Here is a 17,726-nt window from a genome sequence, read left to right as displayed (position 1 = left end):
AATATGTGTGGAATTGTAGGCTTCTTCGCTATTAATGGCGACAGTCGCATCAGTCAGGCCGAGATCAAAGACATGACCCGGGCCATCAAACATCGTGGTCCCAATGATTCCGGATGTCTGCTCATTGATAAAAGTTCTGGCGAGCATGCCATGTTCAGGGATGATGAGAACTCTCCGTCTCTCAAATATGGCCAGATAGGTCTCGGGCACCGGCGGCTCTCCATTCTTGACCTTTCCGAACGCGGCCAGCAACCCATGGGCCATAGCGCGACCGGGGTCTGGATCGTTTTTAACGGCGAGGTCTATAACTACGTGGAGCTTGCTGAAGAATTGAAGAAACTGGGCCACAGCTTTGAGACCACCACCGATACCGAGGTGGTGCTCAAAGCCTATGTGGAATGGGGAATCGGTTGTTTCAGCCGTTTCAACGGTATGTGGGGGCTGGCTATTTATGACCCCCGCAGTGACGTACTGCACCTTTCGCGCGACCGTTTCGGCAAAAAGCCTCTCTATTACTACGAATCCGGGCGTCACGTTCTTTTTTCCTCAGAAATAAAGTCGTTGTTTGCCCGGCAGGATACGCCTAAAGAAGTCAACGAAAGCAAAATCGTGGATTACGCCGGACGTAACTACCGTTATGTTGATGATGACGATGAATCCTTTTTCAAGGACATCAATCAGGTTCCTAAAGGACATGTCCTGAGCATTACCGGGGCTGGTTCAAGTAGAGTGGAAAAATATTGGGATGTGGCAAGTCGTCCTGAACTCGCAACAGCTTCGGAAAAGGACCTTGTAGTCATGTTCCGGGAATTGCTTGAAGATGCGGTACGTGTCAGATTGCGTAGTGATGTGCCCGTAGGATGTATGCTCAGCGGGGGGATGGACTCCACCTCAATTACCTGCATGGCATCCAACCATTCTGCAGACATGCATACGTTTTCCGGAGTGACTGGCACAGGACGTTACGATGAATCAGAGTATATTGATTCTGTGGTTGCAAAGGCCGGAACGACTCATAAGTATATCTATCCTAAGCCCAACGAAATGTTCGATGTGCTGCGTGAGATGATGGCTTATCACGACGAGCCGATTTGTACTGTTACCTGGTACTGTATTTATGTGATCATCCGCGAAATAGCCAAAGAGGATATTCCTGTAATTCTTACCGGACACGGTGGGGATGAGCTGCTCGGTGGTTATTGGGATCACTATCACTATAATTTTCACGATATTCGGGCTGCCGGTGGTAGCGATAAATATGAAATGGATGCCTGGTTGGCCAATCATGGCCGCGATCCGCAGGAGTGTGTGCGCGAAAGGAACTATATTGAGTCACTTATGACGGACCGCCGGGCCGCGTTGAACAAGTTTTCCCAGTATGTTGGACATCTGTCCGGAAGATTGACCGAGGGAATCCGCAAGGAAATTGATCGACCGGACATGGATGGCGAACTTGCCAAACGTCTCTACTTGGAAATGTTCAACGAAACCATTCCAGCGTCCCTGCGTTCTGAAGACAGAAATATGATGGCCTTTTCCATTGAAAACCGGGTGCCCTTCTTAGATTACCGTCTTGCAGACTTCTGTTTCAATATTGGTAATGAGTATAAGATCCGCAACGGACTCGGGAAATGGCTGCTGCGTGAATCCATGAAAGGAATTCTGCCTGAAAAAGTTCGGACCAGAACAGATAAGGCCGGCTTCGTTGCTCCCTTTGATGAATGGATTCGTAATGAGAACCGGGCCCAGATGGAAGAGTTGATAAATGCCCGTTCCTATGTGAACGAGGAAATTTACGATCATGGAAAACTGAAAGATCTCTACGCCAGGCATCTCGCCGGCGAGGATCATTACATGTTTTTCTGGCAGTATATTAACCTGTGTGTGTGGCATGAGCAATTTTGGGGCTCTGTATAGTTATTAACGTGATTTTTTGGGAGAACATTATGAAGATGGATATCAAAGAGACACCGCGTGAATTCAAAGCTACCCCTAAAGTAACACTCAAGGATTGTGGGACTATTTTTTTGGATGCTGATGAGCAATTTACCTTTGAGACTGAAACTGGAAAAAGACACGACCTCACACGCAAGGAATGGGGCTGGTACCTGTCCAATTCAGTAAATGCGAGCCTTAAAAAGCAGGGCTATAAGACCGCGATTGTAATGAGTATGTTGACAGGTGTACCTAAGATTGTGGTTAATCTGGTAGAGGAAGACAAGGTCGATGAATTTTTAGCTTATCTTGAACAAAATGATTCGCGTGTCATAAGCTGGCTTGATGAATGGGCCGTTTAAATAATTGAGGTATTAATGAAAAAACGTCCTGTTTTAATGTTTTTAAGTCGTCCAAGGCTTGATTCATTTTATATGCGGCTAGCAAAGCTGCTGCGTAATGAATTTTCGATTCTTGTGCTTCTCCATGAAGATAGTACGTCTGATTTTTTTAAAATAGATGGCATTGAGGTAGAAAGAATGCCGACCTCAAGCCAACTGGACGACGTTATCAGCGCCGATAGTGACGAATATATTCAGCAAGGAGCATTGGCTGAGGAATTTTTGAACAAGAATTGCTACTCATTGAATATAAATTATATTTTATATGAAAAATATGTATTGAGATACAGCAGAACAAGTGGACATCGCTCACGGAATGCCAATATTGAGAAAATTTTTCCGTTTCTTACTTCTTTTTTGAAAGAAGTAGTTGAAAAGTATCAAGTGGATTATTGTTTTTATGAGTTTATAGATACTATTGAGTCCTTCATTCTTAATGCAATGATCGATACAGGAATGATTAAACAGGCTTTTTGTCAAATTTTGATTTCTGTGGGAGGAGATTTACGGGTAAGACTGGCTTCCGGGCTAACAAGTAAAAGTCCTAAATTTGACTATGTACATGCACGTGGGCATCTAAGTTCTGAGGCATACGCTTGGTCTGATAAAATTTTAGCCAATATGAGTAAAGAGGCGAAACTCTCAGAATATGATAAAATCAACCGAGACAAGGTCAGTCTTTTTAAAAAATATTCATATTCTCAAATATTTAAAAAAATGAGAGACGTTTTACATGGAGAAAGTCTGCGTCCGTTTATGATTAGGCAGATAAATAGATTTCGTGCTCGACAGTATTTTTCTGATTCCATAGAGGGTGATAAAAATATTTCCTTTTTTCTTCAACTGGTACCTGAGGCCGGACTCATGGCTGAACAGCCGGAATATGCAAATCAGGAATTTGTCATTGAACTCATGGCTCTGTATGGCAAGTGCGGTTATAAGATTTTGGTGAAAGAGCATCCTGCATGTTTTGGTAACCACACAAAACGTTTTTACAAGGAATTGAGCCTGCTCAGCAATGTTGTTCTCTTGCCGCCCACATACCCTACCAGAGATATTTTATTGCGAAGCAAGGCTGTTGTTGTTGCAACCGGAACAACTGTTTCCCTTGAAGCAATGGCCTTAGGGATTCCTATAATTACTTATGGTGATCCGTATATCAGCTGCAGCAAGAATGTTTGTAAAATAGAAAGGCCGCAAAATGTCTGGGATGTTCTTCCTGATCTTGAGTTCAATAAGGAAGAGCAGCGTCATTTTTTTGCAGCTCTTTACGATGCTTCATATGACTATCCGTCTTTCCTGTCGGATGAGGAGTACGAAAAGGGGGTCGAGGCTGCTCCTGTGCTGGTTGATGCTCTTAGGAAGGAGATTGCTTTATATGAGGATATGGTTCTTCCATGCTCTATAGACCGTTGATCCGTCCCTACCGAAATAAATATCTTGCCTATGCGGTCAGGCGGCTGGTCCACAGGTGTTGTCCCCAGTTTTATTTCAAAAATTTTATGCGTAAGCAGGTCAACCCGCTGGGAAGGCCTGCTTACGCATTAACTTTTGACTTTGATTTTGAAAAAGATATCGAAGCTTTTCCCCGGTTGCTGGATCTTCTCAATGCCCATGATATTAAAGCCGGCATGGCGGTGATCGGGAAGTTTGTGGAGAAATATCCTGATATCCACAAACGCGCAGTTGATGAGGGTCACGAGATCATCAACCATACGTACACCCATCCGGATAACCCCCATTGGGCTCCGGACAGGTTTTTTAATAAACTGTCATATGCTGAACAAAAGGACGAAATCGCACGCGCACATGAAGTCATCCACGATGTTTTGAGCGTTGAATGTGTCGGATTCAGGACTCCGCATTACGGCAACCTGCATACTGAGAGTGTTTATCCTATTTTGTCTGAGCTGGGTTACAAATACAGCAGTTCGACAGCTGCATGCGCATACAAGGGCTATGGTGCTCCTGCCATGCATTCACACGGTGTCATGGAAATTCCTACCGGGTGCAGCCTTAATTTTCCATTCGCTATTTTTGATTCGTGGAACATGCTCCGTAAGCAGAACCCTTTTCTGGGTGATGACGACCTCTTTGTTAAGGAGTTTGCGCAGACTATTGATTTCATCGTTCAAAACAATCTTTTTCTCACTCATTATTTCGACCCCTATGATATTGTAAAAAATAGAAAAATTGAAAGGGTTCTTGAGCAGTTGGGTAAACTTGAAACCGTGTTGTATCGGGACATGGTGTAATCTTTTCGTTCAGTTTTTCTTGACAACATGGTGGATTGAGGCCAGTCTTTTTCAGTAGGTACTATTTTTTATTGCGTAAATTATGAGAAGCCATGCCGTAGCGGAGGGTGATATGCTTAATCTTAGAGATGTTGAAATTTTAGAGTGTACTTTGAGGGATGGAAGTTATGCTATTGATTTCAATTTTACCTCTTTTGATACTTCCCTTCTTACAAAGAAAATTTCCAACTTAGGTTTTAACTGGATTGAGATCGGCCATGGCCTTGGCCTTGGGGCTTCCCAGTCAGGAAAAGGGATCATGCCGCATGATGATTTTTCTTTGCTTAAGGCTGCAAAGAGTTCAACTGAAGCTAATATAGGCATGTTTTATATCCCTGCTCTTTCCTCGCATGAAAGCTTGAAAGAGGCGGTTGATCTTGGACTGGATTTTGTACGCATAGGAGCCAATGCCACTGAAGCTGATGAGGTTCTGCCTGATATTGCGTATGCAAAGAAACTCGGGCTCACCGTAGGTATGAATTTTATGAAAAGTTACTCCGTTACTGCTGCCGAGTATGGAGTTATGGCAAAAAATGCTGTGGATGCCGGGGCGGATATTATCTATCTGGTTGATTCAGTGGGAGGAATGACTCCTGCTGAGGTTGAATTGTATTACAATGAAACCAAACGCCGGTGTAATTGTGAGCTTGGTTTTCACGGTCATGATAACCTCAAAATGGCCGTTGCCAATACACTCAAGGCTTATGAGTGCGGTGCACGGTTTTTGGATGCAACAATTATGGGTATCGGTCGCGGGGCCGGTAATGCGGCATCGGAAGCCCTGGCCTGCCTGCTTGAGGAAGATGGTGTTGATACCGGTATTGATGTTGTTGAGCTTCTGAATGTAGCCGATACATACGTGGCTCCGCTGCTTAAGAATTTGCCCATGTACAATACCAAGGAAGTTGCCATGGGATATGGTAAGATGCATTCCAGTCATATGCCTATGATCATGGGGGCCAGCCGCAAGTACAATGCTGATGAAAAGCAGCTGATTATCAAGATGGGAAAAATAGATCCTGTTGATATTGACGCGACCAGGCTTGATGAGGAAGCCGCCCGGCTCAAGGATACTAAGAATGTGCACCAATCTCTTGACTTGGTGTCATATCCGGGATTGGACGGATATCAGGATCAGATATTTTTTGACCGGGTGGAACTGGACGAATTTGTCAAGGGAATCTCGGTGACCGCTGCCAAGCGTAAAAATGCGCTTCCTGTGCTGGAGGTTGTCTACACCGGTGATGAAAATGATGACTATGTCGCGGCCGAATGTGTCTGGGATAGTGACAACATTGTATTGGGTCGGATCACATCGGGGGGGTACGACGCTCTTATTGAGGCAGCCAGAAGGTTTACCGGAATGGATTACAGCTGTGTTGTCGATCCGGGGAAAAGCCGCTTCAGTGAGTCCGTGCTGCAAAGATTGATTGACGATCTCGGTGCTGACAGAACCTACACTATAGATCTGGGCTGGATGAAAGTCCTCTTTTCTTCCAATGTGCTCTGCCAGATGGCGTCGCGGCTGAAATGTCGTTCTCTGGTTATATATGGAAACAACAAGTTTCTTGTTGACCATCTTTTGAACACCTCCTTTTTCGATCAGATTTACGTGGTTGACCCTGAACCCTACCACCGGCAAGGCGTGGTTCCGGTGACTGCCGTTAATGACTGGGTCCAATTGAATATGACTGCAGATTTGATATATATCGCCGAGCCTCCCAACAGACAGACACTTGATAAATTGCTCAAGGCTACCGGGGAAAACGGCAGGATTATCAATCCCCATAATTTGTATGAATTTAAACCTGATAGCCGTATGATTCACGTTGATTTAAATTCAGCATATGAAGGGGTGGCTCATCAGATAAAAATGATTGCAGACACTATTTAAAGTTCGATGTTTGATCTTGATGTTTTAGTTGCAATAAACTTTCAATTTTTATGGGGACGAAATGAGCGCTATTTCCAAACTTAAAGATATCGTTGACTTATATTCCAGTGAAGTTTTTTTGATCGATGCCGCCAGCGGAGATGAGTTCACTTATTCGGATATTCATAAGAAAGCGTTGCAGCTTGCGGCTAAGTTGTCGGGGCGTGGTCTGTCAAAAGGTGACAAGCTCGCAATAATGTTGCCTAACTCTGTTGATCATGCTGTGCTTTTAATCGCATGTCTGTCCCTTGGGATTATAACTGTACCGGTAAACAGAGTTCTGACCGGCAAGGAAATAGACACGATTCTGGATGAGGGAAAAATCAGCAAGTTTATTTTTGACACGCAATCAGCAGATAAGGTTGCCGAGCTGTCCGCTGATGTGGACGTGAAAATAGTTTTTGAAGATTTTTTAGTAGAGGACTTTTCGCCGAAAGAAGGTGCCGCAATTAAATGGTTTGACGGCGTACATGAAGACGACATTATGACCATCGTATTTACCTCCGGCACAACAGGCACTCCCAAGGGAGTCGCACATCGTATCGGTAGTCTGGTCAATAACGCCCTGCTTTTTGCCGAGTCCAATAGTGTGGGGTCTGAAAACAGGTTCTACAACGTATTGTCCATGTCCTATCTGGGGGGGTATTACAACCTGCTCCTGCTGCCCTTTGTCTCCGGTGCTTCCGTTGTTATCGGGGAAGCCTTCAGTCCCCATTCCGCAATGGATTTTTGGTCTCCCATTATCGAAAGAAAGGTAAACACATTGTGGCTTGTTCCCACCATTGTTTCGATTGTACTGGAGTTTGACCGTAGTGAGGCGGGAAGTAGCTATTGCAAGGAAAATGTTAAATGCGCCTTCATCGGCACAGCTCCGCTCATGGAGACTGTTAAAGATGGCTTTGAAGAAAAGTACGGCGTTGAACTCCTGCAGAACTATGGCCTTTCAGAAACCCTGTGGATAACGGCTAACAAATTTGGTGCTCCGGACAACAAAGGGGTCGGGCGGATTCTGGGTGACATTGAGGTTCAGGTTGATGGAGAGGACTCCGCTGATATTTCCCGGAGCGCAGAGGGGGAAATACTGGTCAAGTCTCCATATTTAATGGCAGATTATGTCAATACTGACAGTGTGTTGACTGATGATGGTTTTTTCAGGACCGGTGATCTGGGTTATTTTCAGGATGGACAATTGTTCATCACCGGTCGTAAGAAGGACCTGATTATCCGATCAGGATTAAACATCAGCCCGTTGGCCGTGGAGAATGTTATCCAGAAGCATGAATCTGTGACTGGATGTGCAGTGGTCGGAGTTCCCCATCGAATAAATGGCGAGGATGTTGTCGCAGTGGTGTCCTTGAAGGAAGGAATTCAGCTTAAAGAAATCAAGAGCGAAATTTTGGATATATGCAATGCTGAACTTACGTCTACCAAGGTGCCGTCTGTGTTTTTCCAGATTGACAATTTTCCCATGGGCAGCAGCGGGAAGATTAAAAAAAATGTTCTGAAGGATGTTGTAGCAGTAAAGTTGCATGAAAGTGTAGGTGATACATTTATCAAGTCATAGTCAGCTTTTCTGTTTCATCCTATATGGTTATTTATAATGATTTCTAGAGTATACAGTAAATATCGCGACTATCGTCTTGGGCGGGAGAAGATTCGGCTGAAGGATAAGGCGGATCAATTTTCACATCTGTTTATGCCGACCGCGCCCTTTTCCTTCAAGGATTTTGCCGGCCACTTGGAGCAGATGGGAGTTTCAGGATCTGATAATATCCTGTTGCGGATGTCCAACCAGGTTTCTCCCTACCTGAGTGATGGTTTGATGGGGTTTTATGGCGGGCTGTTTGATTATGCTGATGGTGGAGGCGGGCATATAATGAGCTTGTCTTACTCCTTTGATCGCAGTCCTTTGATGTATTTGTCTCTGGACAATGTTTTTGATCCTGAAAATACCCCGACTACAATAGGTTTGTGCAACGAAATTTTTCGGAGGATGGATTCTGTTTCACGGAGTTTGCACCCTACCCACTCCGTTTCTGTCTACGGTCGCCATAGTAAGGACATAACGTCCAGACATCATATGAATCCTCATACTTATTCCGAAGAGTCGCCATTTGCCCACCTGTATAAGCATAGCAGCGGGAAAGAAGTTATTGTTGGATTGAATCATGCGAGTACCGGGCAGCATTTTATTGAAGACCAGTTTACTATAACCGGCAAGATCGACAAGCCGATTCTGAATCGTTTGAAGGTCGGCGATGAAGTAAGGCAGTTTCCGTTCTATGCGGATAACCCTTTTGTGAAGTTTGATTGCTATTTTAGAACCGATGCTTTCCGTTCTTTGCTGATGGAGAGGGGGATACTTAAACAATCAGTTCTGAATGGTGTTACAATTTATGTACATGATTGCAAAAAATTCTATGAAGAGCTCCCGGCAATCTATACTTCTGAGGATGCGCCGTTCAAGCGTATGTATCTTAAGACATTTATGTTGAATACTCTGATTCGTCCATTAGTCTTAAAGTCTTTTTTTGTGGAATCTTCAGGGCAATTGCTTCCTCGTGGAACGGTCTCTGATTAGACATATTGAATATAGCTATGGGGTTGATTATTGTTATGGAGAAGATTGTTTCAGAAATTTTAGCTAACTACGCAGAGCTGGGCAATTCGTTTGATAATGCGCTTTTATTTACTGAATTGGCCGGATGGGACTCTCTCAAACATGTCCAGTTTATTTTGGATGTTGAGAAAAAGTTTGAGATTAAAATGACCCCTGAGCAGTTGGTCCTGAGCACATCGGTGGATAGTGTTGTGGCTGCAATCCGTATGCATAAAGAATAGGTGTAAGGGATGTCTAAGCAGAGAAGAATCATCGATTTGACTATGGATGTCCATGAAGGAATGCAGACTTTTCAGACTTATTGGCATCCTTTTGTTGAAGTTACCCAGCTTGGCAGGCATGGAATTGAGAACAGAGAGACACGGAAACTTATTTTGGGAACTCATACTGGGACCCATGTGGATGCACCGCGTCATTTTGTTCCCGATGGAATGACCGTTGATGAAATTCCCTTGGAGAATATGAACGGTCCGGCTATTCTTTTGGACTTTTCGGATTTGGATGATTGTTCCTGCGTGACCAGAAGCATGCTTGAGGACGCTGTCGGCACAGATTCTGTAGAAAGGGTGCTTATCCGGTTTGATGGTGAAAAAAGACTCGGGACCATGGCTTACTATGAGGATCAGCCCTGGCTTACAGATGAGGCCGCTCAGTGGTTGGTGGATAAAGGGTGCAAGCTTATAGGGCTTGACGTGGCCATGCCCGACAATCCGGTGAATGGTCGTCAAGGACCGACAGATTCTCCCGTGCACAAGATTTTTCTGACCAACCAAGTTGTAATACTTGAGTATCTGGTTGATTTGAAAAAAATTGGAGCGAGACATTTTGATCTTGTGGTTGCTCCATTGAAAATCCGCGGCGGGGACGGTGCTCCTGCCCGGTGTTTTGCTGTTGTGATTGATTAGTGAGCTTAATGCGGGAGTACGTATTAAGTTGTCATTCAAGAGGTGTGTATGAATAGCAGTCTGATTCCGTTCAATCGTCCGTATATTGTTGGCAAAGAGTTATACTATATCTCGAAAGCTGTTTTGCAGGGGAATATTTCCGGTGACGGGGCTTTTACAGATAAATGTCACAAGTGGATGGAGGAAAGGTTTGATATTAAGCGAGCTTTATTGACTCATTCCTGTACGGCAGCCCTTGAAATGGGAGCTTTGCTTGCTGACGTGGGTCCCGGAGATGAAGTGATCATGCCTTCGTTCACCTTTGTCTCCACGGCGAATGCGTTTGTCTTGCGCGGGGCTACAGTTAAGTTTGTGGATATCCGTCCTGACACCTTGAATATCAATGAGCAGTTGATTGAGGCTGCGATCACATCTAAAACCAAAGCCATAGTACCTGTTCACTATGCCGGGGTTGGGTGTGAAATGGATTATATCATGGATCTTGCTGCGGATAAGGACCTGCTGGTCATCGAAGATGCCGCACAGGCTGTTAACGCTACATACAATGGTAAGTTTTTAGGCTCCATAGGGCATATGGGATGTTACAGTTTTCATGAAACCAAGAATTTTATTTCCGGTGAAGGCGGAGCCTTGGCTGTAAATGATGAGCGTTTTGTTGAGCGGGCTGAAATTATACGTGAAAAAGGGACTGATAGAAGCAAGTTCTTCCGTGGTGAGGTTGATAAGTATACATGGGTAGATTTGGGATCTTCTTATCTGCCCTCAGAAATCATCGCAGCCTTTTTGTATGCCCAGCTGGAAGAGTCGAGCAAGATCACTAAAAAGCGTACTGAGATTTTCAGCCGTTACTCATTTGCGCTTGCGCCGCTTGCAAATGAATGCAAATTGCGGTTGCCTCATACACCTGAATGCTGCAACCATAATGGGCACATGTTTTATGTTATTACGCGGACAGCTGAGGAGCGGGACAGTTTAATTGAGCATCTTAGAAATAAATCCATCAATGCTGTTTTTCACTACCTGCCTTTGCATAGCTCGCCAATGGGCAGGAAAATCAGTACCAGCGAGGAACATTTGCCCTATACTGACGACATCAGTGCAAGGTTGCTGAGGTTGCCATGTTACTATGAATTGAGTGAAAGGGATCAGGATACGGTTATCGATTCTATTTTGGACTTTTATAAAAATAAATAATTTTTAAATAGCTTATTGTGGTATTTATGGTGTGTTTAGGTAAGTTATGCATAATATAAAATGGTTTTTATTTCAAACGTACTCATGGGTTTTTAATATTATATTCTGTGTGTTGGAAGTAATGCCTCAGTTTGTACGCTATTGTGTCTTTAAAGTTTTGCTCAAGCATCTGGGGCAAGGAAGCATGATTGATTACACTACATACATTAGGTATCCGCACAAAGTTTCAATCGGCAATAGTTCTGTTATAAACAGAGGGTGTAAGCTAATTCCGGGGTTAATGGCAAAAAATGCAGAAATAGAAATTGGAAATAATGTCGCACTCGGACCTTATGTCTGTCTGTTAGCAGCCGGACATGATCATACTAGCTTAAAATTGCCGGATACAGGTGCGAAAATAACAATTGGTGATTATTGCTGGATTGGGGGAAACTCCACAATTCTTCAGGGAGTTACAATAGGAGAAGGGGGTATTGTTGGAGCCGGATCGGTTGTGACGAAAGATGTTCCCCCATATAAAATTGTAGCAGGAATTCCAGCTAGAATTATTAAAGACAGAGTGTTGGACGACAATATCAAGTAGTTTTGTCTTAAATTTTATAGTTATGATACTTTAATAAGACTTTGTAATATCAGAAGGGAAAATTTCAATGAATACTGATGGTCAGCAAAGATATACATATTGGCTGTTGGCTTCTTTCATATGGTCAATGGTATGTCTCGCTATATGTTTTACTGGGATCGGAGCGTTCTTTGATGTTTCAGATGAAGGTCTTGGGGCATATCTGGCATACTGGGGTTCAGACGTTTTTTCTTTCCAGCAGTATCATTACTTAGTTAACTGGATGGGGTCTTTGCTAGGGGGGACGCTGCTTGATTATCGTTATTGCTTCTACTTTTTATCATTTTTGGGAGTGATAGCGTTAACACTCGCAATCTATTATTATTATCGAGAATTTTTTACAGAATCTAAGTTGACTAAGATTGCAATCATTCTGTTTTCTGTTTTTTCCGCGCAGCTGTGTTTGGTGTCGATCGCGATGACTACATATAACAGTATGGGTTCATTTGCTGCTTATTTGTGGTGTTCTGCTTTGCTGCTTGTCCTCTCCCGGCCAACACGGTTCCTTTTTGGGTTTGCCATTTTTCTTTATTGTTCTGCCGTATTGATTGGTCTGATGGCAAAGGCTTCGACTGGATGTGCATTTGTTCTAGGTGCTTTGTTTTTAATGCCTCTTTTTTTTCGTTTGTTATATGAAAAGAATATACCTGCGCGATATATTTTATGCTTGCTAGTATCAACAGTGGCGGTTTTAGCCGGCTATATGCTTTTTCTTGGAGAAAATGTTATTGAGGTTTTTTCCGTGTATAAGAGTGCGGTTGGTGCAGGCAGTCCGCACAGTTTAACCTTGGTTTTGATGCGGCATGTCCGTGATATTGTTGTTTTTGTTTTTGTTTATCTAGCATTGTACTGTTTTGCTTGGTACGCAGTGCTATGGTTTGTCAAAAAAAGCAAAAAAAATATTTCTTTTCTCAGGGGACTGTCATTAAAGGCATGCGCAGTTTTAGTCTTAACTGGAATCTTCTACTTTACATTTTCTGACTCTCGGCTTTTTCCCAATGCTATATATAGCCAATCCTTATTCGGAATCCCAATAGCTAAGATTTTTTCTGTGTCAGCTGATACTGTTTGGGCTAAGTGGGTCTGTTTTGTTCTATCATTAGGGATCTGCATTTTGCTAAGTTCCGGCAGTCAAAAGAAAAAGGTAAACCCATCTCTTGTAAAAGGTTTTGTGCTCATCCTCGTGTGTCTTTTGGGGGGGTATGCTATGACCGCAGGCACAACAGGACAGCTAACCCGTGCTCTACGTTTTGCTAGTGGGTTGGTCGCAGCTCCATGTGTTGTTTTTGCGTTGTTGTACCTGCCTTCCAAGACAGCTGTCTCTAGGCTTCTCAGTGTCGTCTTGCTACTCTTTTCAATTACATCAACCCTTAATCTTTATAACAATATCACGTACCATTATTATCGTTCCGCACCTCTCGCCGAACAGACAGCTTACTCTAGCTCAAAATTTCTTTCAGGAGTTCGGATTGAGATAGGTCAGGCCAAATTTATCGATAGTTTGCTTGCAATTCTTGAAAGTGTGAATTTTGATCGCACGAAGGATAAAGTCTATGTTTTTCCTGCATCGCCAGGTTTTCTTGCAGCAGCAGGCGCTAAGGCTTACGGTCCGGTATGGTCGACTGACATCTCATCAAAGCAGGACTGCGTTTTGTTTAGTGCCGAGAAGCCTGTCGCGGGAGGCAAGGTGTATATCTTGAAAGGTAAACAAATCCCCGACGAGACAAGGGCCTGTTTTGATGAAGGTGTGCGCAAGCTCTCTGGCTTTGAGACATTGAATGTTGGTGTGTTTAATAATCAACGAGAAGGAAAGATTTTTACGTACTTTCTGGAAGGACCGTATGAGAGAAAGTAGGGTTACGATTTTTGTGATTATTAAATTTATAGGTACTGGGCCTGATTGAGCTTCTCACAGGGAAATAAGTCTTATATGTGTAAAATTGTCTTTTTTAATATCTTTATCTTTCTATCTGTCTCTGCTGTCGTACAGGTTGTTTTTAAATTTCTTGCGCTAAATATTGAAGGCGGCAGTTATCTTGCTGTATTTACCAGCTGGATGTTTTATCTAGGGTGTTTTTTGTACTACATCCAAACACGAGTTTGGATTAATGTGTTGAAGAATACGCCGTTATCGAATGCCTATCCATTTACCAGTATTAATGTTTTATCCGGATTTGTGCTTGCCAAGATTGTTTTTAATGAAACTCTCACTATTGGGAATCTCATTGGTGGCGCATTGATCATTTTGGGGATTGTTTTTGTTTTTAGAAGTGAGACAGGTGAAGTTCATGAGTGATTCTTATGTGTATTATTTAGTAGCATATTTTGCAGTACTCATATCGTCCACTGCGCAGGTTTTACTTAAGGTTGGTGTCCAAAAAAAAACATATAGATTTTTGGGGATAGAATTCAATTTGTATGTTCTTTTTGGACTTGGGGGGTTGTTCGCTGCTCTGCTATTAAGCATAAAAGCTATGGGAGTAGTCCCTTTAAAAGATATGACTTTAATTGTTCCGGCTAGCTATGTCCTCGTGCCATTGTTTTCATATCTTTTTTTAAAGGAACAGTTTTCTAATAAAAAAATATTAGGTATGGGGTTTATTGTAATTGGATCATTTGTTGCTTATTTATAGGAATCGTTTTAATGCTGCTAGGGTTGAATCGTTTTTAAGTGTTAGCAAAGTGTCTATTTCTCATCGGAGCTGCAATCCAATTCAAGTCGTATATAGCATTTGCTTCCTGTTTGAGGGCATCTAAAATATAGAGATTTGTTTTCAGGAAGAAATGTCTTGCCTCTAATTAAGTTGATAATTTTACTGACAGAAGTTATTTCGTTTAGGTCTAGCTCGTTACTCTTTTCGTAATCTTTTTTTGTGTAATAAGATTGATTTTGCTGTTCTTTTTGTGGAATAGGGCAAAGACTTCCTTTTTTGGCCTTCTCGAGAAGTTCTGCAAAGCCTTTTACGGCGAGGTCGTCCAGTCTTAATTGTAATGTTCTTGCAGTGTCAGAACTATGTATCAAAATTTTCTTTTGAAGAAGAAGAGGTCCGCCATCAATTGTCTCATCAACTACATGAAAAGTAATTCCGGTGTATGTCTCTCCTTTTATTATAGCCCAATTTACAGGGTATACTCCTTTTAGTTTCGGCAACAAACTATAATGTAGATTAATTGTAGCTTTAGCTGGCATGTTGAAGATTTCTTTTGGAATTATATGTTTCCAGCTTAACAAAAAGATGTAGTCTATGTTGCCAAAATTGATGATTGTTTTTTTAGAATCAGGATATATAAAACACGGTGTTGAAAAATGAGTACAAAGTTTTTCTACTGATGGCCACCACATAGTAGCGTTATCTGTAGTAGTAACCACTGCAACAATTTTAATGTCACTTTGAGTTTGTAGTAAGGATTTTAAAATCCTATATCCAATCTCATGGTCGACAAAGCAAATTATCCTAAGCATGATGTCTTCTTACTAAAATTGTGAACTCATAAAGATCATAGTCGTGCAGCAATGCAACGTTTCTAGAGTAACGTTTTTTGCATACATCGAAAAGCCAGCATGGATCGGAATAGTACAGATCTGTTCTCATTTTATGACTATCGGAGTAGCTTGTAAGGCAGTTGAATGCGAAGCCCGTTGAGCATGTCTCATGCAGTATGTCTAAAGTTGTTAGGATGTAATTTTCCCATTCATCCTTTTTTCGTTTCATTTTTACGTTGAAAATACCACTTGCAATATTGAAATCAGCTACTCTCGAAGGGCTGCTGCCGACAAAAAAATTCGCGTTAGATACCTCAGAAAATTTGTTTTGGGCTATATGGATCATCTTTTCTGAAACATCATACCCAGCATAGTCTATACTCCAATCTTTAGTTGAAATATAGTCGACAAATGCTCCATACCCGCATCCCAAATCATTAAGTGAGCAGGATTGAGGTTCCTCTAAAATTTTACTTAATTGGTCAAATCTTAAATTTTGGCTTTCTTCTCCGTTCCAGTCTACACCCTGTGGAGAAGCTCCGAATTGCTCCACTTTATCTGTATAGTAGTCGGATACATCCGAAAGTAGGTTATTTGTTTTTGCCATAAATTTTCCTAATAATTACATACGGTCTTTGTTTGGTTTCTGAAAAAACTTTTGCCAAGTAAACTCCGATAACGCCAATAAATAAAATTATTAATCCACCTAGTAGCCAAATTGATGTGATTACCGAAGTCCAGCCAGTTAAAGGCGTAGAAAATAGAATCCAATTAAGAATCAAAAAACCAGCGTAGGTAAACGAAAGAAAAGAAATTAAGAATCCAAAATAAAAAATAGCTACCAAAGGAAAGCTGCTGAATGCTGTAATTGAATTAACAAATAATTGTATTTTTTTGCTCAGTGAGTACGTGGTTTGGCTGCTGCAATGTTTTTTCACCACTATAGGACATTGTGAATAGCCGGTAATTTCCCAAAGGCCGCCTATCATAAGTTCGCGTTCTTTATGCTGCACTAAAGATTCAACGTAACGTTTAGTCATCAGTCGTGCAGTAACGAAGTTTTCAGTCATTTTTAGGCCTGTAAGGGCTTTAAATGATTTATGAAAAATTTCTCCGCTGATTCTCTCGAAAATCCCCCCCTTGCGACAGTTCTGGACACCGTATACAACATCCCAGTCGTTAGTAGTCATTTCGTTATAAAATAAAGTAAGCCATTCGGGGTCCTCTTCGAGGTCGCTATCAATTAGGTAAACCAATTCTCCTGAGCAATGGCTTAATCCGGTCATCATAGCCTTGTGGTGACCAAAATTACGCGAAAGATCTACTACTGTTATATGCGAATTGTTTTTTGATATTTGCAAGGCCACTTCTAAGCTTTCATCTGGAGAGCCATCGTTGACTAAAATTATTTCGTAATCTTTTCCGAACAAAGATTGTGCAATTGCACCTGAACGGTTGCAAAATTCGTCAATATATGGGGCAGATTGGTATAGTGTTGCAACAATAGACAGTTTCATTGTAACTATTCTCTATAAATTATATATTCAATGCTGAATCCAGTTCAGTAGATTGTGTTATATGCAGAATTGTGTGTCGCGAGTTTTGTAAATTATAAATTTCTCGCAGCAACATTCATATATTTACCTGCATTCTGGCCACAATTAAAAAGCATATCAACAATACTTACCTGATGCACAAAGTCTCCCCAAAGCTGAGGGTACTCCGGATACTTGCCGTATTCAAACCATGTCAGTTTAATATTGTTTTTTTCAAAAACTGTTTCATCGACATAGTCCTTGGCTGCAGGTCCGGAAATGTATTCAGTGCCGCCAGCTTGAATGCAAAGGTCAACTAAGCGCTCAGTTTTTCCTTCAATGAGGGTGTAGTCCTGTGAACTGCTTATTTTTGTATCAATATTCAAATAGTTGCACACACATTCAATTAAAGACCTGTTCAGCTCGGAGAGGTATTTGTAATCCTTTTTGTATAGCGGCTCAAGCATTTCAATGATTTCATCAAAGTAAGGGGCTCGGCGGTAGTGCATGCTTAAGGATTTCCAGTGCTGGTCCGCCCAGTTAGTACCGTCAATTTCGGTTTGGGCAATAGTCTGGTGGTATTTTCCTTTGACCTTTACCGGCACCGAAAGCCAGGTTGTCCCTTGCGGAGTTTTTATCTTATTGCGGTTACGCCAGTCCCTGCGGGTATACTGCATGTCATCATATAAAATGAATTCATCCACAGCGGCAATCATATCGAAATATCCCTTCCAGGGGATATAATTGGACTGGAGTATCGCTACTTTTTTCTTGCTCATAGTATTATTATGTTTACGTTTTAG

The 17,726-nt window shown here is 42.2% G+C and carries 18 protein-coding genes; 14 read left to right on the top strand and 4 right to left on the bottom strand.

What is annotated here, in order from left to right:
• The first annotated feature begins 3 nt into the window (after nucleotides 1-3).
• The 14 genes from asnB to FMR86_RS10970 all read left to right on the top strand — a co-directional run bounded on the left by asnB (nucleotide 4) and on the right by FMR86_RS10970 (nucleotide 14,537).
• Complete coding sequence (gene asnB, locus FMR86_RS11035; RefSeq protein WP_163351374.1) at nucleotides 4-1,917, top strand: asparagine synthase (glutamine-hydrolyzing); 1,914 nt, start codon at nucleotides 4-6, stop codon at nucleotides 1,915-1,917.
• Between the two features lie 29 nt (nucleotides 1,918-1,946).
• The gene (locus FMR86_RS11030) at nucleotides 1,947-2,297 is read left to right on the top strand and encodes a hypothetical protein (protein ID WP_163351373.1); all 351 of its coding nucleotides are present in this window, start codon (nucleotides 1,947-1,949) and stop codon (nucleotides 2,295-2,297) included.
• A gap of 15 nt (nucleotides 2,298-2,312) precedes the next feature.
• Nucleotides 2,313-3,752, top strand: coding sequence for a hypothetical protein (locus FMR86_RS11025; protein ID WP_163351371.1), 1,440 nt, complete (start codon nucleotides 2,313-2,315; stop codon nucleotides 3,750-3,752).
• The gene (locus FMR86_RS11020) at nucleotides 3,734-4,591 is read left to right on the top strand and encodes a polysaccharide deacetylase family protein (protein ID WP_163351369.1); all 858 of its coding nucleotides are present in this window, start codon (nucleotides 3,734-3,736) and stop codon (nucleotides 4,589-4,591) included. Before FMR86_RS11025 ends, FMR86_RS11020 begins: the two co-directional genes overlap by 19 nt.
• A 112-nt stretch (nucleotides 4,592-4,703) precedes the next feature.
• The gene (locus tag FMR86_RS11015; protein ID WP_163351367.1) at nucleotides 4,704-6,524 is read left to right on the top strand and encodes a hypothetical protein; all 1,821 of its coding nucleotides are present in this window, start codon (nucleotides 4,704-4,706) and stop codon (nucleotides 6,522-6,524) included.
• A gap of 61 nt (nucleotides 6,525-6,585) precedes the next feature.
• Nucleotides 6,586-8,127: a class I adenylate-forming enzyme family protein gene (locus FMR86_RS11010; RefSeq protein WP_163351365.1), complete on the top strand. Its 1,542-nt coding sequence runs from the start codon at nucleotides 6,586-6,588 to the stop codon at nucleotides 8,125-8,127.
• Nucleotides 8,128-8,163: 36 nt separating this feature from the next.
• Nucleotides 8,164-9,144: an AAC(3) family N-acetyltransferase gene (locus tag FMR86_RS11005; RefSeq protein ID WP_163351363.1), complete on the top strand. Its 981-nt coding sequence runs from the start codon at nucleotides 8,164-8,166 to the stop codon at nucleotides 9,142-9,144.
• Nucleotides 9,145-9,149: 5 nt separating this feature from the next.
• Nucleotides 9,150-9,404, top strand: a complete 255-nt coding sequence (locus FMR86_RS11000; RefSeq protein WP_163351361.1) for an acyl carrier protein — start codon at nucleotides 9,150-9,152, stop codon at nucleotides 9,402-9,404.
• Nucleotides 9,405-9,413: 9 nt separating this feature from the next.
• On the top strand, nucleotides 9,414-10,088 hold the full coding sequence (locus tag FMR86_RS10995) for a cyclase family protein (protein WP_163351359.1): 675 nt from the start codon (nucleotides 9,414-9,416) through the stop codon (nucleotides 10,086-10,088).
• Nucleotides 10,089-10,136: 48 nt separating this feature from the next.
• Nucleotides 10,137-11,282 (top strand): dTDP-4-amino-4,6-dideoxygalactose transaminase, encoded by a 1,146-nt coding sequence (gene rffA / locus FMR86_RS10990; RefSeq protein ID WP_163351357.1) that lies wholly within the window; start codon nucleotides 10,137-10,139, stop codon nucleotides 11,280-11,282.
• Nucleotides 11,283-11,466: 184 nt separating this feature from the next.
• Entirely contained in the window at nucleotides 11,467-11,865 is a 399-nt protein-coding gene (locus tag FMR86_RS10985; RefSeq protein WP_163351355.1) for a DapH/DapD/GlmU-related protein, read from the top strand.
• A gap of 67 nt (nucleotides 11,866-11,932) precedes the next feature.
• Nucleotides 11,933-13,759 (top strand): hypothetical protein, encoded by a 1,827-nt coding sequence (locus tag FMR86_RS10980; RefSeq protein ID WP_163351354.1) that lies wholly within the window; start codon nucleotides 11,933-11,935, stop codon nucleotides 13,757-13,759.
• Nucleotides 13,760-13,834: 75 nt separating this feature from the next.
• Nucleotides 13,835-14,200 carry an EamA family transporter gene (locus FMR86_RS10975; RefSeq protein ID WP_163351353.1) on the top strand — a complete coding sequence of 122 codons (366 nt, stop codon included), beginning with the start codon at nucleotides 13,835-13,837 and terminating at the stop codon, nucleotides 14,198-14,200.
• Nucleotides 14,193-14,537 carry an EamA family transporter gene (locus tag FMR86_RS10970; protein WP_239057213.1) on the top strand — a complete coding sequence of 115 codons (345 nt, stop codon included), beginning with the start codon at nucleotides 14,193-14,195 and terminating at the stop codon, nucleotides 14,535-14,537. Before FMR86_RS10975 ends, FMR86_RS10970 begins: the two co-directional genes overlap by 8 nt.
• A 53-nt stretch (nucleotides 14,538-14,590) precedes the next feature.
• Here the strand turns inward: FMR86_RS10970 and FMR86_RS10965 are convergent, their stop codons facing one another.
• From FMR86_RS10965 to FMR86_RS10950, 4 genes are all read right to left on the bottom strand, one after another.
• Nucleotides 14,591-15,367 carry a formyltransferase family protein gene (locus FMR86_RS10965; RefSeq protein ID WP_163351351.1) on the bottom strand — a complete coding sequence of 259 codons (777 nt, stop codon included), beginning with the start codon at nucleotides 15,365-15,367 and terminating at the stop codon, nucleotides 14,591-14,593.
• On the bottom strand, nucleotides 15,360-15,995 hold the full coding sequence (locus FMR86_RS10960) for a methyltransferase domain-containing protein (protein WP_163351350.1): 636 nt from the start codon (nucleotides 15,993-15,995) through the stop codon (nucleotides 15,360-15,362). Before FMR86_RS10960 ends, FMR86_RS10965 begins: the two co-directional genes overlap by 8 nt.
• The gene (locus FMR86_RS10955; protein WP_163351349.1) at nucleotides 15,979-16,905 is read right to left on the bottom strand and encodes a glycosyltransferase family 2 protein; all 927 of its coding nucleotides are present in this window, start codon (nucleotides 16,903-16,905) and stop codon (nucleotides 15,979-15,981) included. The genes FMR86_RS10960 and FMR86_RS10955 overlap by 17 nt, the downstream gene beginning before the upstream one ends.
• Before the next feature lie 92 nt (nucleotides 16,906-16,997).
• Nucleotides 16,998-17,702 carry a WbqC family protein gene (locus FMR86_RS10950; RefSeq protein WP_163351347.1) on the bottom strand — a complete coding sequence of 235 codons (705 nt, stop codon included), beginning with the start codon at nucleotides 17,700-17,702 and terminating at the stop codon, nucleotides 16,998-17,000.
• Between the last annotated feature and the right edge of the window lie 24 nt (nucleotides 17,703-17,726).

It is taken from the genome of Desulfovibrio sp. JC010, assembly GCF_010470675.1.
Classification (GTDB): Bacteria; Desulfobacterota; Desulfovibrionia; order Desulfovibrionales; family Desulfovibrionaceae; genus Maridesulfovibrio.
The sequence above is the reverse complement of the archived record's forward strand: the minus strand, read 5'-3'. Positions and strand labels throughout refer to the sequence as shown.

What these genes read in the sequence shown, in the direction of transcription:
- asnB (WP_163351374.1), top strand. Translation starts at nt 4, where the DNA reads ATGTGTGGAATTGTAGGCTTCTTCGCTATTAATGGCGACAGTCGCATC.
- FMR86_RS11030 (WP_163351373.1), top strand. Translation starts at nt 1,947, where the DNA reads ATGAAGATGGATATCAAAGAGACACCGCGTGAATTCAAAGCTACCCCT.
- FMR86_RS11025 (WP_163351371.1), top strand. Translation starts at nt 2,313, where the DNA reads ATGAAAAAACGTCCTGTTTTAATGTTTTTAAGTCGTCCAAGGCTTGAT.
- FMR86_RS11020 (WP_163351369.1), top strand. Translation starts at nt 3,734, where the DNA reads ATGCTCTATAGACCGTTGATCCGTCCCTACCGAAATAAATATCTTGCC.
- FMR86_RS11015 (WP_163351367.1), top strand. Translation starts at nt 4,704, where the DNA reads ATGCTTAATCTTAGAGATGTTGAAATTTTAGAGTGTACTTTGAGGGAT.
- FMR86_RS11010 (WP_163351365.1), top strand. Translation starts at nt 6,586, where the DNA reads ATGAGCGCTATTTCCAAACTTAAAGATATCGTTGACTTATATTCCAGT.
- FMR86_RS11005 (WP_163351363.1), top strand. Translation starts at nt 8,164, where the DNA reads ATGATTTCTAGAGTATACAGTAAATATCGCGACTATCGTCTTGGGCGG.
- FMR86_RS10995 (WP_163351359.1), top strand. Translation starts at nt 9,414, where the DNA reads ATGTCTAAGCAGAGAAGAATCATCGATTTGACTATGGATGTCCATGAA.
- rffA (WP_163351357.1), top strand. Translation starts at nt 10,137, where the DNA reads ATGAATAGCAGTCTGATTCCGTTCAATCGTCCGTATATTGTTGGCAAA.
- FMR86_RS10985 (WP_163351355.1), top strand. Translation starts at nt 11,467, where the DNA reads ATGATTGATTACACTACATACATTAGGTATCCGCACAAAGTTTCAATC.
- FMR86_RS10980 (WP_163351354.1), top strand. Translation starts at nt 11,933, where the DNA reads ATGAATACTGATGGTCAGCAAAGATATACATATTGGCTGTTGGCTTCT.
- FMR86_RS10975 (WP_163351353.1), top strand. Translation starts at nt 13,835, where the DNA reads ATGTGTAAAATTGTCTTTTTTAATATCTTTATCTTTCTATCTGTCTCT.
- FMR86_RS10970 (WP_239057213.1), top strand. Translation starts at nt 14,193, where the DNA reads ATGAGTGATTCTTATGTGTATTATTTAGTAGCATATTTTGCAGTACTC.
- FMR86_RS10965 (WP_163351351.1), bottom strand. Translation starts at nt 15,367, where the DNA reads ATGCTTAGGATAATTTGCTTTGTCGACCATGAGATTGGATATAGGATT.
- FMR86_RS10960 (WP_163351350.1), bottom strand. Translation starts at nt 15,995, where the DNA reads ATGGCAAAAACAAATAACCTACTTTCGGATGTATCCGACTACTATACA.
- FMR86_RS10955 (WP_163351349.1), bottom strand. Translation starts at nt 16,905, where the DNA reads ATGAAACTGTCTATTGTTGCAACACTATACCAATCTGCCCCATATATT.
- FMR86_RS10950 (WP_163351347.1), bottom strand. Translation starts at nt 17,702, where the DNA reads ATGAGCAAGAAAAAAGTAGCGATACTCCAGTCCAATTATATCCCCTGG.